The following is a 17,928-nucleotide window of genomic DNA, read 5'->3' as shown; positions in this document are numbered from 1 at the left end:
CAGATATATATTGGACCCGGGGCCGCCGCTGGAAGCACAACCCCACGGGCGGCGGCCCCGCCCGTTCGCCGACCAGCCGATCGAGGTATCCGCCATGACGGTCCGCGACCGCAGCACCCCGGCATCCTCCACCCCGCGCCTACGGGCGCTACTCACCACCGAGCGGCCCAGGCCCGGCGTGATACGCGACCGCCCCGGCGCCTGGCGCCTCTCGGTCGCCACCGTCTGCTTCGGTGCCTTCATGGGCCAGCTCGACGCGAGCATCGTCACCCTCACCTACCGGCCCATCGGCGCCGAGTTCCACGCCGGCCTGGCCGGTGTCCAATGGGTGTCCCTCTCCTACCTGCTGACTCTCGTGGCCCTGCTGGTGCCCGCCGGGCGCATGTCCGACGTCCATGGCCGCAAGCTCATGTACCTGTACGGTTTCGTCGTCTTCACCGCCGCGTCCGCCGCCTGCGGCCTCGCACCCACCCTCACCGCGCTCGTAGCCTTCCGCGTGCTCCAGGCGGTCGGCGCCGCCCTCATGCAGGCCAACAGCGTCGCCCTGGTCGCCACCAGCGCACCACCCGGCAGGATGCGCACCGCCCTCGGCATCCAGGCCGCCGGACAGGCCGTCGGACTCGCCCTCGGCCCCACCATCGGCGGAGCCCTCGTCGCCACCGCCGGCTGGCGCTGGGTCTTCGGCGTCAACGTCCCGGTCGGCATCGTCGCCCTCGCCGCCGGGTACTACCTCCTGCCCCGCACCCGCGACCGGGCCACCACCTCCCGCCTCGACCTGCCCGGCGTCCACCTGCTCGCCGCCACCACCACCCTGGCCCTGCTCGCCCTGTCCGTCCTCTCCGGACTCGGCCTGCCGCCGTGGACCGCCGCCGCCCTCGGCGTCGGCGCCGCCCTCGCCGCGTGGGCGTTCCTGCGCCGCCAACGCCGCCTCGACCACCCGCTCCTGGATCTGACCCTGTTGCGCCGCGGTCCGGTCGGCCCCGGACTGCTGGCCGGGCTGTGCGGCTACCTCGTCCTCTTCGGTCCCCTGGTGCTGGTGCCCGTCGAACTCGACCGCCACGGCGATTCACCCCTGACGGCCGGCCTGGTGCTGACCGCGCTGCCGGTCGGCTTCGCCCTCGCCGCGACCGCCGCCGACCGCCTCCTGCCCCGTGCCTGGGACGACCAGCGGCGCAGCCGCTACGGTGCGGCCGGCTGCATCGTCGCCCTGGCACTGCTCGCCGCCGTACCCCAGCACGCGGCCGTCCTGCCGTACCCGCTCGCCCTGCTCGGTCTCGCCCTCGGAGTCTTCCTGCCCGCGAACAACACCCTCGTCATGAAGGCCATCCCCAGCCGCTCGGCCGGCACGGGCGGCGGCATGGTCAACATGACCCGCGGCCTCGGCACCGCCACCGGCGTGGCCGCCGTCACCCTCGCCCTCCACCTGAGCGGCCAGGACACCGGAGCCCGGAACGCGGTCCTGGCCCTGCTTGCGTTCGCGGCGCTCGCCCTGGTGAGCACCGCGACCTCCCGTCGCAGGAGGGCGCCGTCGTAGGCGGTGGCAACATCACACCGGGGAAGGGGAGTTGATGGGCTCCCCGGGCGGTCTCCGTTCGGTGCCCTTCGGGTGGGGCTCAGTCGGGCAGGGCAGATGCTCGGCGGCCCGGGCGAGCGCGGCGGTGGCTGGGTGAGCGCGGATTCCGGGATTGCGAGGAGAGGAGTGGATTCATGCGTGTGGTGGGTGCGGACATCGGTTCGGTGAGGGCGCCGTCCAAGTTCGCTTGGGCGGCCGTCGACTCGCCGGAGAAAGCGGTGCTGTCGTGCGGGGACGATCCGGAAGGCGCGGTCCGGGCATTGGCCGGTGATCTGGCGGACGGGGAGCGTGCGGTCCGGCGGTGGAGGCGCCCATGTCCGTCCCGGTCCCCGAGCCGAGCGGCGACGGGTGGCATTGGCTGGGCCGGGCCCGTACGGGGGAGGGGAACCGGCCCTGGTCGGCCGTCGCCGGCGCCGGAGCGCTGGCCACCGGGATCGCCCAGACCGCATGGATGCTCTCCCGCCTGCGTACCCTCGTCCCGAGTGCGACCGTGACCACCCAGCCCCAGCGCTTCACCGCTGGAGGGGCCGACCTCCTGCTGATCGAAGCCTTCGTCTCCGGGCAGCGGGAAGCCGGTATCCGTAGCGGCTGGCCAGCGCGCGGCCGACGCCGAGGCCGCAGCCCGCGCGACGCTGAGCCACTTCACGGATGGGCCGGACGGCCTCCCGTCGTCGAGTGCGCACCCAGACGACCCATCAACGTCCTTGCCATGCTTGCAGACTGGGCCGGTATGCCGGTGCCACGTGATGAATTGCACCTGGACGTGCTGGTCATCCGCACGCGGCCGTCCGCATGAGTTGCCCGGCAACCGTCAGGCGGAGCCCAGGTCACAGCTCGGCCTTCCCTCACCACGAGCCCGGCAGTCGGCGCTCCGACACCCACTGCTTCACCCGGCTGATCACGGCATCGGGGTCGCGAGCGGCGGAGTGGACGACGAACTCGGAGTAGCCGGGGTCGTCGATCGGCAGGGCCGGGAGGGGATGTTCGCGAAGCCGGGCGACGAGGTAGCCGGCGGCGAGCAGGTCGCGGGACTTCTCTTCATCGACATCGGCCTTGTCCGCGTGCCAGTAGGAGCCGTCGTACTCGATGGCGAGCATGTGTCCGTCGCCGAGTTCGACCGTGATGTCGACGTGCCAGACGCTTCGCCGGACGAACGCGCCGTGGCGCACGGCCTGGCCGGAGGCGGCCTTGCCGAAGGCGCGCTCCGCCGCCTCGTGGTGGTCCAGTTCGATCTGCGACTTGCCGTGCTCCCTGCACTCGGGGCACCCGCTGCCGGCGGCGCGGGAGGGCAGGGAGGCCTGCCACACGTGCTCAGGGCTGGCGGAGCACACCCAGGTCGGGACGAACACGGTCTGCCCGGACGGCCGTACGTGCCAGGCAGAGACCGGGTTCACCGGCGACCACTCGGCCGCGAGGTCCGGGAAGTGGAAGGCGAGCGAGTCCAGGATCGTGCGGCACTCGGGGCAGCGCAGACGCTGGCCCTTGTCCCGCTGCTCCGGCGTGTCCTGCCACTCATGGCCGCAGCCGGGGTCGCGCCACCACACGGTCCTGCGTGAGCGCGGGGAAAGCTTGGCCAGACTGATGCGCCCGTTGAGGGTCGGGTGCCACTGGGAGGCGATCTCCGGGCTGAGCCGGAACGGGGCCGGATCGACTTCGACGGCTTCCAGGCCGGCCGTGCGCGTCTCCTGGCTCCGGCAGGACGGACAACCCGATCGGAGGTAGGTGTACGGCGACACCCGCGGGTGGTGCCCGCTCGGACAGCGGAACCGGTGCAACCGGCCGTACCCGGCGACCGGGACGGTCCGGGGGTCCTCATCGTCGGCCCACGCGACGAGCAGCTCGGGCACGTCGGCGACCGGGGTCACCTGGTAGCGCTCGTACTCAGCCTCCCACTCGGCCCGGCGCTTCGGTTCGCACGAGGGGCACTGCGCCCGGTGGAGCATGTCGTGGACCCGCGCGGTGAACCGCAGGTCGCACTCGGGGCACCGCCAGGCCGCCTCGCGGCGGGCCGTGACGGTGACGGTCTCCCACTGCGCGAGGTCGTTCGTTCCGTGGTCCCACCAGTCGAGGACGGGGAGCCCGGAGTCCTTGAGCAGGGCGCGCTGCTTCTGCCCGGGAGGGTTGGGAGTTTGCCGGGCGCGGCTCGGGTTGGTCTGGCACCGGCAGCCGAACGCGATGTCCCCCAGCCGCTCGGCAGCGAGGCGGTTGCAGTACCGGCACCGGACGTGATGAGGGTCGTCGCGGTACGACGGGTCGGTCAGTGCTGCCAGGTAGTCGTAGCCGTGCTTCTCCGCGTGCTCCCTCGCCTCAGCCGCAGGGACCGGCGTCAGATCCGCGTACGCGCCGTGGCGCCGTCGTTCGTCCTGCGCCCACTGGCGCCAGTAGCACGCCCGGCAGGTCGCCTCGCCCTCCGCGTTCTTGGAGACGGTGTACTCGAAGCGGTAGTGAGCTTCGCAGCCGCACGCCAGGCACCGAGTCAGGCGCCACGCCGTCGGCTTCGCGAACGGCTCCAGCGGCTCCAGGCCGCCGACGCGGAGGATGCCGGTGATGTGATCGTCGCACCAGGCATCGCGCGAACGCGTCCGGTACGCGGTCGGCTGCGAACAACCAGGATCCGAACACAGCTGAACCGGCTTCCCGGGCGATATAGGGCTCACCTGCAGGATTCTTTCATGGTCACCTGCTGTTCCCCGGGGCGGGGTCCGTGCAGTACGTCTACGATCCTTGGTTTCTCCCCACCGTGACGGGTGCCGCGATCGGCCAAGATCACTGACTGCCTACACTGACCGATGCCCCGCTCCATGATCAAAAAGTGCTCCGTGCCGAGGGTCGCAACGCTGTCCGTCGCGGGCGCGCTCCTCGGCATGGCCACGGCCTGCGGCACCGGTCTGTCGCCCGACGCTGCGCCGGACCCGTCCTCCACGGCCGCCTCGTCATCCGCACTGCCGTTGTCCGTCCCACCGCTGTCGCCCGTGCCGATGGCGGCTTCCACTCCGCCGGCCCCGGCCCGGACGTCCTCGCCGACCGCACCCCTGGCCGGCACCGCTCCAGCACCCACCGGGAGCGGCGGGGCCGGGAAGCCGACAGCGACGGCCGGCCCGGACGGAGACTCCCCTGGGCGGCACGACGGGAGCAACTACGACAACCTCTCCCCTGAGGGCAAGGAAGCGCACGACACCGAGAACTGCGCCCAGGTGCCCGGCAAGAAGAAGGGAAGCTGCAACGAACCCCACCGCAAGTGCCGCGAGGCCGGCGCCACCGCCACCTCCTCGAAGGGCCTGGCCCTCACCTGCCGGAGGTCTCCCAAGGATGGGCGCCTGCGCTGGCTCACCGCGGGGGAATGACACCGACGCCGTCCGGGCGGACTGGAGATCACCGGCCAGGCGGGGCCGCTTGCCGCCGTTCGCAGGACGGCATGTGGGAGCCGCGTTTTCGGCTGACCTTGTCGGTGCCCTCATCTAAGGGCTGTCCCGCAATGACCAAGAAGCCCCGCTCGCGGACGCACGAGCTGTGAGAGAAGATCGTGCGCCGTCCGAGCCGACATGAGGTCCGCTGAGCCCGGAAATACCGTTGGACCCGTGGACGGGGGCGCGTCGTAGGGTTCGGGGCGCGGAGACGCGGTCGGCGGAGAAGGAACGGTGGATGGCGGGACTGTACGAGATCTGGCAGCGGGCAGAGGTGTCGCGCAGGCTCGACGTGTTGTCGGGCTTCATCGCGATGTGCGTGGCGGGGGACGACGACGCGCGACGCCGTCTCGCCCGGCTGGCTACCGACGCGGACGCGGCCCTCTCCATCTCGCCCCCGGATTTGGTGGTCGCCTCGGAGTGCCTGGACGAACTCGTCTGGTGGGCTGACACGGAGTGGGCCGATCACCCTTACCGTCCCGTGGAAGCCCGGCCGGAGGAGGCCGACCGGCAGACGCGTGACTACGCCAAGGATCTCCGGCACGCCGCACTCCCGGTCCACGTCCGGCACGAGATGGTCCGCATCGAACTCAGTCTCGAGGTGCGGTTCCTGGCCTTGTGCCGCCGACCAGGGTTGGACTGTCGGATCCGCCAGGACGTCTTCTACGTCGCCGGGCGTGCCGCGATGGCCCTCGACCTCGGGTACTTGGAGGCGGCAGAGCGGGAGATCCAGCGCATGGAACAGGTGGGTTCCCTGGAGCGGGAGAGCCACTGCAGCTGAATCGCGACTTCCGAGGTCCATAGGTGTGGAACGATCTCATCACGTGGCTGGTGTGATCACGGTGTCGGAACCGCATTGGATAGCCCCGTTCAGCGGACTGCAACCGCGCGACTTCCGCAGACTGATCGCTATGTTGCGCCGAGAAGGTGCTGAGCTGACTCGGCGAGGGCGTCCCTGGTCACTGCCGCTGGAGGACCGGGTGCTGCTGGTCATCACCTACTGGCGCACCAACCTGTCGCTGCGGCAGCTTGCCCCGCTGTTCGGTGTGTCCAAGTCGGCGGCCGACCGGATCGTCGACCACATTGGGCCGTTGCTGGCGCTCAAGCAGCGGCACCGTTTCCGCGTCGGCACCGTGCTGATCGTCGACGGCACCCTGGTCCCTACCCGCGACCACACGATCGCCGAGCAGTCCAAGAACTACCGGTACTCCACCAACCACCAGGTCGTCATCGACGCTCACACCCGGCTGGTCGTCGCCGTTGGCAAGCCCCTGCCGGGTAACCGGAACGACTGCAAGGCCTGGGAGGAATCCGGCGCCAAGGACGCGGTAGGCCGGACCACGACGATCGCTGACGGTGGCTATCCGGGCACCGGCCTGGTCATCCCGCACCGCCGACCCAAGGGTGGCGAGCTCACCGAGTGGCAGGCCGAGCACAACCGCGAGCACAAGCAGGTCCGGGCCCGCGTCGAGCACGTCTTCGCCCGGATGAAGACCTGGAAGATCCTGCGCGACTGCCGCCTCAAGGGCGATGGCGTGCACCACGCCATGCTCGGCATCGCCCGCCTGCACAACCTCCTCCAGGCCGCGTGAGGCGGGCAACGACCGAGCATCGACTTGCATCCGAGACGTCCGAAGATCAATTACGGGACAGCCCTTAGGCTCGCAAGCCGAGACCGATAGGGGAGTCACGTGCTCGACTGTGCTCTGACCGCAGATGTTCCGCTCGGCCCGTTCGAGGGCACGCCCGTCACCGTCCATTCGGCCAAGGGCAAGAACGCCAAGCTCCATGCTGCGACGACGTGCACCCAGCTGCGTGCCCGTGACATCACGACGGCCCACGTCCCGTTGAACGCGGAGACGATCGGCCGGATGTGCTCGCGCTGCGCGCAGCGGGGCGCGTGGGTGCGCCCGGAAACCGGCCTGGGCGTTTTCCTCAAGGAACTCGGCGGGATCGGCCTGTTGTACCAGCTGCGATCCCACACCGGGCCGGATGAGGACACCTGGTGGGACGAGTGGCGACAGAGCGCGTTGGGCGGTGCGCGAGGCACGTCAGAACCATCTGGCGAAGACACGCGCAAGACGACACACCGCCCGGAAGATCACCATCCGTAGCCAGTGGGTAGGCGACCGCGATCCGCCCGTCGGCGCTGGCCCCGTGGACCGGCTGGCGGCACCGGCGCGAGGGCGGTCAGGCTGGCTGACGCGGCTTCCTGAAAGCCCGACAGATCCCGGTTACGGGCAGTACCTGATGCGGGGGCAGACGGCCTGGGGACCGTTTTGGGGCCACACCTGATGAGCGCCCATTGACGCTGGTGATCCAAAACGAACACTCGTGCGCAAACTAAACTCTGAGCCACCGTCGTCACTTCGCGGCACCACTTCCGCCGGGAAGTCCCAACTCACCTGCCCGTCATGGTGGTTGAGCAACAAGGAGGTCGAGTCCCTGAGGTCTCGGCTGCCTGTGGGGCCAGGAGTGTCGTGCGTGAATCGTGTGGCAATAGGTCCAGGTGCCGGATTAACGGACTTTGATTGACGTCAGGAGTCTTGCTTCAGAGGAAGAGATTCGATTCCTGGCGGGGTCGGCCATCTATGGACCGTTTCCGGCCGAAGGGTTGAGCTCTGATCCGTTGCCGTCCGTGCTCTAGCACGATCATTCAGGCGCCAGTTCGTAGCGCCACACTTCTAGTGCGGAAGGATCGTGTCGAGGATGCGGAAACGCTTCCACAGGTCAGTACTGGGTAGCCTGTTACTGGCCCTGATTTCACTCGTGATTTCCCCGCCGGCCTGGGCCAAGCCAGCCGGAACGCCGAACTCAAACGCTACGGCCCGGGCCGTTACAGCTCCCAGGGCGGCTGATCCGGCCGTGCCGTGGTCGATCGGCCAGAAGCAGAAGCAGGCGGGCGAGTTGAAGGCGAGCGGTCCGGCCGGACCGCCGCCGAAGCCGGTCGCGCAGAGGATCGCCGGCCCCGGTACGGAGGGGTTCGACAGCCTCACCGAGGCGGAGCTGCGAGCTCTGACCTCCGATAAAGCGGAACCTGCAAAGAATGTCCGAAGTTCGCAGGATGCGCTGGCGGACTGGCCCACCGGCCATCCGTACATCGCGAACATCCGCACCTTCGTCGATAACCTTCAGAGCGGCAACACCGGACTGTCGTGGTGCGTGACCTGGGACTTCAATCCCGACACTCCTGCCGCGCTGAGGGCGAAGAGCCGCGGGAACGTCGTCGTCTCGTTCTACCGAGCGTCGGACAATGCGCTGATGGACGCCAATCAGTGGATGGTGTACGAGTCCACCAGCTGGTGCTCGCTGGGCGCCCAGATCCAGCGCGGCGTGACCTACTACGCGAAGGTCAGGTACGGCTACGCGGACGGCAGCTCCGACGAGCTGGCGTCAGTCGCAATCCCGCCCGTGCCGACCATGGGTGTGCCGGACAACGTGTCCCTGGCCTGCCCGAACTCCCCTGCCAGTACAGGGATCGTGCTGAGCCTGGTGCAGTACTGCGGTGACCCGGTCAACACGTCCACGGGTGCCTTCGGTGAGGCGGTCACGGACGGCGAACTTCCCGGGCCGGGGCAGCCGGTCCGGCTGACCCGCAGCTACTCCTCCTCGTCGACGGCCTCGGGTGTCCTTGGCCAGGGCTGGGTGTTCCCGTACGCGGCTTCCCTGCTCGTGGGCCAGGCGGTGGTCACGTTCCGGGCCGAGGACGGCTCGCAGGTCGACTACGCCGTCCAGGGCGACGGGTCGCTCAAGGCCACCCGCCCCTACGTCCACTCGAGCCTGCAGAACCTGGGGCCCGCCGGCTTCATGCTGACCACACCGGATCAGCACCAGCTGATGTTCGACGGCACCGGGCGGCTGACAGCGATGCTCGACCCGGCAGGTGTCGGCATCACGATGGGGTACACCGGCAACCAGCTCACCAGCCTGACTGACGGGTCCGGACGTTCCGTGAGCTTCGGCTACGCCGGGGGGCTCCTGACCACGGCGACGCTGCCCGGCCAGCGAACCGTGACCTACCAGTACACGGGCAACCTGCTGACCAGCGTCCGTGACCTGCGAGGCCAGACCACGTCCTACGGCTACGACGCGAACGGGCGGCTCAGCACCGTCACCGATCCGCTCGGCAATGTCGTGACCGCCAACACCTACGACGGCTCCGGCCGGGTCGCGAGCCAGACCGACCCGCTCGGCGGGAAGACCACGTTCAGCTACGACACCGCCAACTCCACGACCTACGTGACCCATCCGGACGGCGGGATCTGGACCCACGCCTACACCGGGGGTGTCATCAGCTGGCAGTCCGACCCGTACGGCAAGACCACCCGCTACACCTATGACACCTCGTTCAACCGCACCGCCGTCACCGATCCGAACGGCAACACCTCCACGTTCACGTTCGACGCCAACGGCAACATGCTGACCAGCACGGCCCCGGCACCGGTTTCCGCCACCCAGACGTGGACCTACGACGGCAACAACAACGTCACCTCGCTCAAGGACGCCCTCGGCCGCACCACCACCTACGCCTACAACGGGCTGAACCAGCTGACCGCCAGCACCGACCCGGCCGGCGGGAAGACCGGCTACACCTACACCCAGTCCGGGGCCCTGGCCACCGTGGCCACACCTCGCGGGGCCACCACCGCCTACGGCTACGACGCCTCAGGCAACCGCACGTCGGTCACCACCCCGCTCGGCGAGAAGACGACGTTCACCTACGACGCCGCCGCTCGCCTGGCGACCAAGACCGACCCCCGCGGGAACACGGCGGGGGCCAACGCCGCCGCCTACACGACGGCGTACACCTATGACGGCGGCGGCCTGTTCACCTCCGCCACCGACCCGCTCGGCAACACCACCGTCTACGGCTACGACAACGCGGGCAATCTGACAAGCATCAAGAACCCGGCGGGCAACACCGCGATCTTCGGCTACGACGCGGCCGGCCACCGCACCACAACCAAGGACCCCGCGGGCAACACCACGACCAGCACCTACGACCCGGCCGGAAACCTGACCGCCGTCACCGACGCGGCCGGCAACAAGACGGCCTACAGCTACGACAAGAACAACCGCCTCACCAGCACGGTCAGCCCGCGCGGCAACACCTCCGGTGCTACCGCTGCCACCTACACCACCACCTACGGCTACGACGCCAACGGCAACCGCACCACCGCGACCGACCCCGCAGGGGCCACCGCGGCGATCGCCTACGACGCGATCAACCGCCCGGTCACCGTCACCGACCCGCTCGGCAACAGCACCTCCACCGTCTACGACGGAGTCAGCCAGGCCACCGCCACCACCGACCCGACCGGCGCGAAGACCACGATCGGCTACGACGCCGCCGGCCGGCCGACCAGTGTGACGGACCCGCTGGGCAAGACCACCACCACCGCCTACGACGCGGACGGCAACAAGGTCAGCCATACCAGTCCCGAAGGTAACAAGACCACCTGGACCTACGACAACGACCAGCGGCCCGCCACCGTCACCGACCCGCGCGGCAACGCCGCCGGCGCCACCGCTGTCACCTACACCAGCACCTACGGCTACGACGCCGCCGGGAACCTGACCACCGTCAAGGACCCGCTCGGCAACACGACCACCACCTCCTACGACGCGCTCGGCCGGCCCACCCAGGTCGCCGACCCGCTGGGCCGGACCACCGCCACCGCCTACGACACGCTGGGCCGGGTCACCACGGTGACCGACCCGACCGGTGCGGTGACCACCAACACGTGGAATCCGGCCGGCGACCGCACCGGCAGGACCGACGCCAACGGCCACACCACCACCTACGCCTACGACGTGCTCCACCGCGTCACCAGCGTCACCGACCCGCTCGGCGGCAAGGTCAGCTACAGCTACGACCCGGACGGCCACACCACCACCGCCACCAACGCCCGCGGAACCACCACCACCGTCGCCTACGACCCGCGCGGACTACCCACCGCGACCACCTACTCCGACACGACCGCGGCGACCTCCCGCAGCTACGACAAGGCCGGACGCCAGGCCACCGTCACCGACGCCACCGGCACCCGCACCATGGGCTACGACCCCGCCGGGCGGCTGACCTCCGTGTCCAAACCCTCCAGCAGCGCGGGCTTCACCTACGCCTACGACCCGACCGGCAACCTGACCAGCCGCCAGTACCCGGACGGCCGCAAGCTCACCTACGCCTACAACGGCGACGGGCGCCTCACCCAGCAGAGCGTCGACGGCGCCACCACCGGATACGCCTACGACCCGGCAGGACACCTCACCAACACCGTCCTGCCCACCGCCAACGGCTATACCGAGTCCCGCACCTACGACGCCGCAGGCCGGCTCAGCACCATCGCCAGCACTAACGGCCCCGCCACGCTCGGATCGTGGCAGCTCACCCGCGACGCGGCAGGCCAGCCCACCAGCGTCACCAGCACCCGTGCAGGACTCGGCAGCGGAACCCAGACCTATACCTACGACCCGGCCGGACGGCTGCTGTCCGGCTGCCCGCTGTCCGCCAGCACGGTCGGCTGCACCAGCGGCACGCTGACCTACACCTACGACAAGGTCGGCAACCGACTCACCCAGACCGACTCCTACGGCACCACCAACTACACCTACGACGCCGCCGACCAGCTCACCAAGTCCACGAACGGGACAGCCGCCACCACCTACGGCTACGACGCGGACGGCCACAACACCAGCACCGGCGCCACCGCCAACAACCAGGCGCTCAACGGCGGAGCCGTCCTCAACTCCGGCGCCAGCACCGCCTCCAACAACGTGCGCCTAGTCATGCAGCCGGACGGCAACCTCGTCCTCTACTCGACGGCCACCAGCCAGCCACTGTGGTCCTCCGGCACCACCGGAAATCCCGGCGCCTGGGCCACCATGCAGACCGACGGCAACTTCGTCGTCTACGACCCCAACCGCAAACCCCTGTGGTCCAGCAACACCTGGATCAACAACGGCCCCACCGGCGCCTACGCCAAGATCCAGGACGACGGCAACCTCGTCGTCTACGACAACATCGGCAAGCCGCTCTGGAACTCCAACACCTACAACGCCTCCTACGACGTCCGCACCAACACCTACACCTACGACGCCGCCGGCCGCCTCACCAACGCCGTCGGCAAGGACAACCTCACCTTCGCCTATGACGCGGACGGAAACCGTGCCAGCACCAAGGTCGGCGCCAGTCTCGCCCGCACCGTCACCTGGGACATCAACAACCGCCTGCCCCAGATCGCGACTCAGACCGACGGCTCCGGCGGGCTCATCGGCGACTACAGCTACGATCCGCTCGGACTTCCCCAGAGCCAGCACACCAGCAGCGGAGCCTTCTACGACCACCATGACTGGCTCGGGTCCGTCACCGACCTGACCAGCGCCGACGGCACCCCGCAAAGCCGGACCACCTACGACCCCTACGGCAGGGCCTCCACAACCAACCTAGCCACCACAGCCCCCGTCGCGCCGTTCGGATTCGCCGGCCAGTACAACGAACCCGCCCTCACCGGCAAGCAGTACCTCCGGGCGCGCGAATACGACCCCTCCCTCGGCCGTTTCACCGCCCGAGACCCCCTCGCCACCCCGGCGGCATCCCCGTCCGCCTCCGCCTACACCTACGCGGCCGGCGCCCCCACCCTCTACACCGACCCCACCGGCCTCTCACCCGAAGATGACGACCCCGACAACCCCGACAACATGAGCGCATGGGAGGCCATCCGCAGCGGCCTCGCCAAGGGGTTCAGCTTCCCGATTGATCTCTACCACGACGCCAAGAACGCGCTCACCGGCGAAAACGGCGGCGCCGGCGCCGTCTTCGACAAGTACTTCCCGATCCGCCCCGCCTACGCGATGTACGTCGCCGCATCGAAACTCCGGGAATTCGGCTGCAACAACGTCGCCGACAAGGTGGAGAAGCAGGCAGACGAGCTGGCTGGACAGGTGGCCATAGCCGGGCTCGGCGGTTTGAGGAAATGGGGAGGTAAAACCTTCGGTGGAAAGGCCGATATAGCTGGAAGTGGCGCACCTCTCCGCCGGTGGTGGGATGCCGAAATTCACGCCACGAAGTACAATGGCTACACTTACTTGGCGCCGAAGATGCCAGGCTTGCAGTCTCGGATCAACCCGGACGGCGGACAGACCAACTGCGGCCGGTGCTCTGTAGCCGTCGACCAGTTGCTGGCAGGAAAGAACCCGCCCCCCGTAAGCTCTACTGCAGAAGCGACCTCAACGGACCTGATCCAAGCATGGTCGGGCAATCCCACCCCGTTTATGACCACGAACGGCCTCAGTTCGCTTGTGGGTAGGATGAATAGCCGCGGCCCAGGAGCGCGTGCCATCGTCGTAGGGATACCCACAAAAGAGCAAGAATCCAGTGGAACTCCCAAGCATGCCTTCAACGTGATCAACGACAACGGCGTTGTGATCTTCCTCGACGCCCAGAACGGGATGGCAAAGGTCGAAGGGTATGATAAGTATTACATAATGTATACAAACTAGAACTCCTCCCCGCCCTTACCTGCCAACGCTCAGGTTGGCAGGTAAGGGCGGGGCCGTGGCATGAATTGCCAGAGTAGCGTTCGATGTGCGGCCGTATCGATAGCCCGGCGGGCAGAACTTCGTTGGCGGCTGATGTTATTCCCTGGGACCATTTCGGTAGATGATCATTGGAGCGGGAGTGAAGATTTCGAAAACGAAGGCTAGCGAGCTCATCGGAGCCCTTCTGATTGACCTTCGAGAGCATTCGACATCCTTGCCAGAATTGGCAATTATTGGCATTAATGAGACGCCCGTTGGGTGGTTGGTTGCCTGGCAGTCTGCTGCATATAAGCAAAGTCCAATTCTTGATAATGCACTCATTGGAACTGCTCCATATCTAGTCGATGGAGATGATGGAAGTATTTTTCAAATTCCTGGAGAAACGTTCAGGACTGCAGACTGGCAGGCGATGTATCGCCGCCAGTTCAAAGGGGAAGAGCCTCTCGATAAACTTCTTGAATCCGTCCGCACCACTCTTCAATCGGAAGGTCGGATAGCTGCCATTCGACTTATTCGGGGCGCAGTTCCGGATTTCAGCATTTCCGAGGCTCGAACGTATGTCTCGGCTGTCGAAAATGGAGGAACTCCCCCTGATGAGCTAGTGCGGCGAACTCGAGCGGTTGACTCCTGCTCTCCACTGCCGATCTGCAGGATCACGGGGCCTATCCTTTAGCTAAGGGCTTGCAGAGGATCAACCTGTTGCTTCACGGCTTTGAGTTCGTTGATGTGGTATGCGCATCCCCGAGTCCTCCCGAGGCCAACCCACCCTGAAGTTCGAGGTGTTGTTCCCGCACCTCGATGAGAGACAACGGCGACTGCTTCTGGGTGTCGAGGCACAGGTCCTGGGCCACGGTGGGGTTCGGGCCGTCGCGCGGGCGGCCGGGGTCAGCGAGACCACGGTCCGCAAGGGCGTGGACGAGCTGGACACCAGAGAAGAGCCGCTCGGCCGAGTGCGCCGTCCCGACGGCGGGCGCAAGAAGGCCGCCGACCTGGACCCGGGACTGCGTCCGGCCCTGCTCGTCGACCCCGAGGGGCTCGTGACCGCCGCTGCCGCAGCGGCGATGGATGAGCCCGAACTCCCCAGCGACGGAGCGTCGTTCAGTGCCATCGGCACGGGCAAGGAAGTCGGCGCGCGGCTGAAGGCGCTCTGGCACGAATGGCAGGACAAAGCCGGTCGCGGCTGGGAGGGGCCCGGCGCGCGAACCTACCTCGCCTACAGCCCCACCCACGGCATCCTCCCCAATCGGAAGGGGTACGCCGAAACCCGCGCCGCGGTCGACAAACTTGTCGCCACCTGGGAGAACCAGGCCCGGGAAGCGGCAACGTCCTCGGCGCACGACGCCCTGCAGTGGGTGTCCGTACACCTGCCCGAGGTCAAGAAGGACCCCGCGCCGCCCTGGCGCGAGCACGGCTTCCTCCGGGACCTGGACGACTGGACGACCGGGGTGCTGATCATCCACCTTGCCGACGCCGACTGGGCGGGCCGCAGTCTCACCCTGCGCGTGCCCGGGCTCATTGCCGACCGGCTCCTGTCCCGCTCCCACCATCTCCGCTGCGAAGCCCACCCGGACAGGCCCGCCCTCGTCGTGTCCGTACCTTCGGCGAGCCCGATCCGGCCCGGGATCTTCGACGACACCCCGGTCCACGGACGTCAGCCGCTCACCGCGGAGCATCTGCGTCTCCTGCGTTCGATGCGGGCCGCAGCTGCGGACGAGCTGTACACCGTCTTCTCGACGGACGGCGGCGCCGAGATCCTGCCCCTGCCAGTGATCGAGAAGCGACTGGCCCGCGGATGGCAGTGCTTCCTCCTCGCCGGCACAGCGGACCTCCCCGCCGACGTGATCGAACCATGGGCCCGCCAGGTCGGCCCCAGGCCCGAAGACCAGGAGAGCCTCTGGCCGCAGTACCCGCGCAGCGCGCACGACCCGCTCTTCGGCGAGGACCTCGGCCTGGCACAGGGCGCCACGCGAGCGGCCTGGCTCGGGTACGAGCACGAGGACGCGGAGCGCAACCTGCGTTTGCTCGCCATGGCCCGCGGCGTGCGGGACCTGCGGACGCTGGACGGCGGATACGACGACCACGGCCGCTCCCGCACCCTTCCCCAGCCGGTGTGGCTGGGGCTGCTGGCCCACGCCGAAGACCTGGACCTCGAACCGTTCGAGGCCCCGGATGCCGACCGGTGGCGCAGCGGTGGCAGCGGCATCCCGCTCGGCGTCCTCGCCGACGTGCAGGTCTACACGACCAATGCCGACCCCCGGATCCAGGGCAAGGGCCACTCGCCGTTCTGCGCCCACGCCCGGGAACGCGGCGTCGTCGCCGGTGACGACGTGCTGACCGTCGCCGACCTGCTCGACGACGACGGCTACGACTGGTGCAGCAAGTGCCGGGGCTACGCCGTGCGCCGCCTGACCGACACCCAGCTGTCCTACTACCGGGCCGCGCACCGGCTCCACGACATCGCGCAGACGCTCGACCCCGGTCGAGGCGGTCACGACCGCCTCGACACCGAAACGATCACCCGACAGCTCCGTGAACTCGCCGACTGGCGACCGGTCGGCGAAGACCACTGGTACACAAGCGGAGCGCGACGCTGGCGGCGCATCGTCGGCGAGCTGCAGGTGAAGGCGGAAGCAGCCGCACGCGACACCCCATGACCCAACCGCGCAACGCCCGCACGCGAACGCACTGAACAGGAGACCCATGACCAGCACACCACGGGCCACCCTGTCGCCGCACGCCACCGGTCCCAGGCTGCTCGCCCGGCTCACTGCACCGCTGCGCCGGGCCGGCTGGAAGGAGGGCGAACTCTGGGACGGGACGGACGAGGAGGACGGGCCCGGAACCCGACCCTTCTACCTGGAGTTCTCCCGCTCGAACTTCCACATCGGCGTCACCTGGAACCCCGCCGACGCCCAGCTCACTGTCGACGACCCGACCGAGCACTGGGATTGGGACGACAGCCTGCCCCCACTGTGCCCACTCGACGAACCCCTCGCCATCGACCTGAGCACCCACCCCACTCAAGCCGCCAAGGCCGAGGCCGCACGCCGCGCCTTCGCCGAAGCCGGACTCCTCGACGCCACCCGCATCCACGTGCCCGAAAACGCCCGGGATCTGCGCCACGATCTGGTCCTGCTGCTGTGGGCGGACACCATCCACGACGTCATCAGCCGCCACCGGGCCGGAGACGACGGATCGGAGGCCATCAAGGCACTCGGCGAGGATTTCTCCTGGCGGGCCGGTGCCGGACTGCGCGCCTACCCGCTGATCGTCCCGGACCCGGTTCCATCGGCGGCGGCGCGCGGCATTGCCGAATGGTGCTGGCGCCGCGAGAGCGACGTCGAGGAATGGCACTTCAAGATCCGCGACATCACGATGGCCCGCGCCAACATCGCCGCGACCCGCGCCGTCCTGCCCCACGTCCATCCCGAAGGCGTTGACTGGCCGGCCGTACGCCTCGCCCTCACCGCACCCGCCCGCCGGCTCGCCGACGGCAGCGCGCTCAGCGACATCTTCGAGGAAGGCTGGGCACCGATCCTCGCCTCCATCCGCCGCCAGATCGACCGCTGGCAGCGGGCCGACGAAACCCTCGGCCCTGAGGCCGTCCTGCGGCTGCTCACCCTGCACGGCTCCCGCACCGAGTCCGTCGGCGAATGCTGGGGATCCGGCTGGTACGAGACCGCTGCCCGCCGCGCCGTCACCCGCGCCGCGGACAGCGGCGGCCTCCCGCCCGCCTTCCCCGACGCCGAGCGGCTCGCGGGCACCGCCGCCTGCCACCCCGACCTGCTCGACGACGACACGTTCGCTTGGCTCACCGAGGCCGTCTGGAAGGAGGAATCCCTCCGGCGCGATGCCCTGCTGCCGGTTCCCGTCGCGTTCACGCTTCCGGACTGGGCAGCACAGGACTTGCTCGCTCTCCTCCGGCCGGGCGCCGATGCAGAGGAACCCGACCGCACGGAGACCAGTGGCTCGTACCCGGCCGATCAGCGGCCGGGTACGAAGGCTTGACGCCCGACTGCCTACGCCGCCGTGCCGAAGTGGTGGCCGGCCGATGAAGCGGGCTGGTCGGTCACCGTGGCGTCTGCCCGGTCGAGTGCGGTGGAGAGTGCGTCGACGGCTTCGTCAGCGGAGTCTTTGAGGAGGTGGCCGTAGAGGTTGATGGTGATGGCGAGGGTGGAGTGGCGCATCGTCTTGGAGACGACGGCGATGGGGATGCTTTCGGCGATCATGATGCTGGCGGCGGTGTGGCGCAGGTCGTGCAAGCCGATGCGCGGGAGGTCGAGTTCGGCGGTGCGCTTGCGGAGCTGGTCTAGGACCAATGCCGGTGACTTTGCTGTCTCTGCCTCGTTGATGGTGGTGTGGCGAGGGTGGGGCAGGTCAAGTCGCCTGCGGGTGAGCGGTTGTCGGATC

At 68.7% G+C, this 17,928-nt stretch carries 10 protein-coding genes and 1 pseudogene; 8 read left to right on the top strand and 3 right to left on the bottom strand.

Annotated elements, in window-relative coordinates:
* Positions 1-94: 94 nt before the first annotated feature.
* On the top strand, positions 95-1,534 hold the full coding sequence (locus ACZ7BZ_RS30895) for an MFS transporter (protein WP_470361196.1): 1,440 nt from the start codon (positions 95-97) through the stop codon (positions 1,532-1,534).
* Positions 1,535-2,418: 884 nt separating this feature from the next.
* On the opposite strand, the gene ACZ7BZ_RS30890 is transcribed toward ACZ7BZ_RS30895, so the two are convergent.
* The gene (locus tag ACZ7BZ_RS30890) at positions 2,419-4,230 is read right to left on the bottom strand and encodes a zinc-ribbon domain-containing protein (protein ID WP_470361195.1); all 1,812 of its coding nucleotides are present in this window, start codon (positions 4,228-4,230) and stop codon (positions 2,419-2,421) included.
* Between the two features lie 162 nt (positions 4,231-4,392).
* On the opposite strand from ACZ7BZ_RS30890, the gene ACZ7BZ_RS30885 reads away from it, so the two are divergent.
* From ACZ7BZ_RS30885 to ACZ7BZ_RS30870, 4 genes are all read left to right on the top strand, one after another.
* The gene (locus tag ACZ7BZ_RS30885) at positions 4,393-4,917 is read left to right on the top strand and encodes a hypothetical protein (protein WP_470361194.1); all 525 of its coding nucleotides are present in this window, start codon (positions 4,393-4,395) and stop codon (positions 4,915-4,917) included.
* Positions 4,918-5,215: 298 nt separating this feature from the next.
* Complete coding sequence (locus ACZ7BZ_RS30880; protein WP_470361193.1) at positions 5,216-5,758, top strand: hypothetical protein; 543 nt, start codon at positions 5,216-5,218, stop codon at positions 5,756-5,758.
* A gap of 43 nt (positions 5,759-5,801) precedes the next feature.
* On the top strand, positions 5,802-6,569 hold the full coding sequence (locus ACZ7BZ_RS30875) for a transposase (RefSeq protein WP_470361192.1): 768 nt from the start codon (positions 5,802-5,804) through the stop codon (positions 6,567-6,569).
* Positions 6,570-6,668: 99 nt separating this feature from the next.
* A complete protein-coding gene (locus ACZ7BZ_RS30870) occupies positions 6,669-7,091 on the top strand; it encodes a hypothetical protein (RefSeq protein ID WP_470361191.1) in 423 nt (140 codons plus the stop codon).
* A gap of 570 nt (positions 7,092-7,661) precedes the next feature.
* Here ACZ7BZ_RS30870 and ACZ7BZ_RS30865 read toward each other — a convergent pair.
* Positions 7,662-8,087, bottom strand: a complete 426-nt coding sequence (locus ACZ7BZ_RS30865; protein WP_470361190.1) for a hypothetical protein — start codon at positions 8,085-8,087, stop codon at positions 7,662-7,664.
* Between the two features lie 151 nt (positions 8,088-8,238).
* Between ACZ7BZ_RS30865 and ACZ7BZ_RS30860 the strand changes: the two genes are divergently transcribed.
* The 3 genes and pseudogenes from ACZ7BZ_RS30860 (at position 8,239) to ACZ7BZ_RS30850 (ending at position 17,526) form a co-directional block, all read left to right on the top strand.
* Entirely contained in the window at positions 8,239-13,479 is a 5,241-nt protein-coding gene (locus ACZ7BZ_RS30860; RefSeq protein ID WP_470361189.1) for a DUF6531 domain-containing protein, read from the top strand.
* Positions 13,480-14,249: 770 nt separating this feature from the next.
* Positions 14,250-14,549, top strand: a pseudogene (locus ACZ7BZ_RS30855) (ISAzo13 family transposase); the annotation flags it as partial.
* Between the two features lie 1,669 nt (positions 14,550-16,218).
* The gene (locus ACZ7BZ_RS30850; protein ID WP_470361188.1) at positions 16,219-17,526 is read left to right on the top strand and encodes a hypothetical protein; all 1,308 of its coding nucleotides are present in this window, start codon (positions 16,219-16,221) and stop codon (positions 17,524-17,526) included.
* 11 nt (positions 17,527-17,537) lie between these two features.
* On the opposite strand, the gene ACZ7BZ_RS30845 is transcribed toward ACZ7BZ_RS30850, so the two are convergent.
* Positions 17,538-17,928, bottom strand: a 391-nt coding sequence (locus ACZ7BZ_RS30845) for a tyrosine-type recombinase/integrase (RefSeq protein ID WP_470361187.1), incomplete at its 5' end; no start/stop codon positions are given.

The sequence above is a fragment of the Kitasatospora sp. NPDC036934 genome, assembly GCF_055608425.1.
This window is presented reverse-complemented; position numbering and strand designations above follow the sequence as displayed.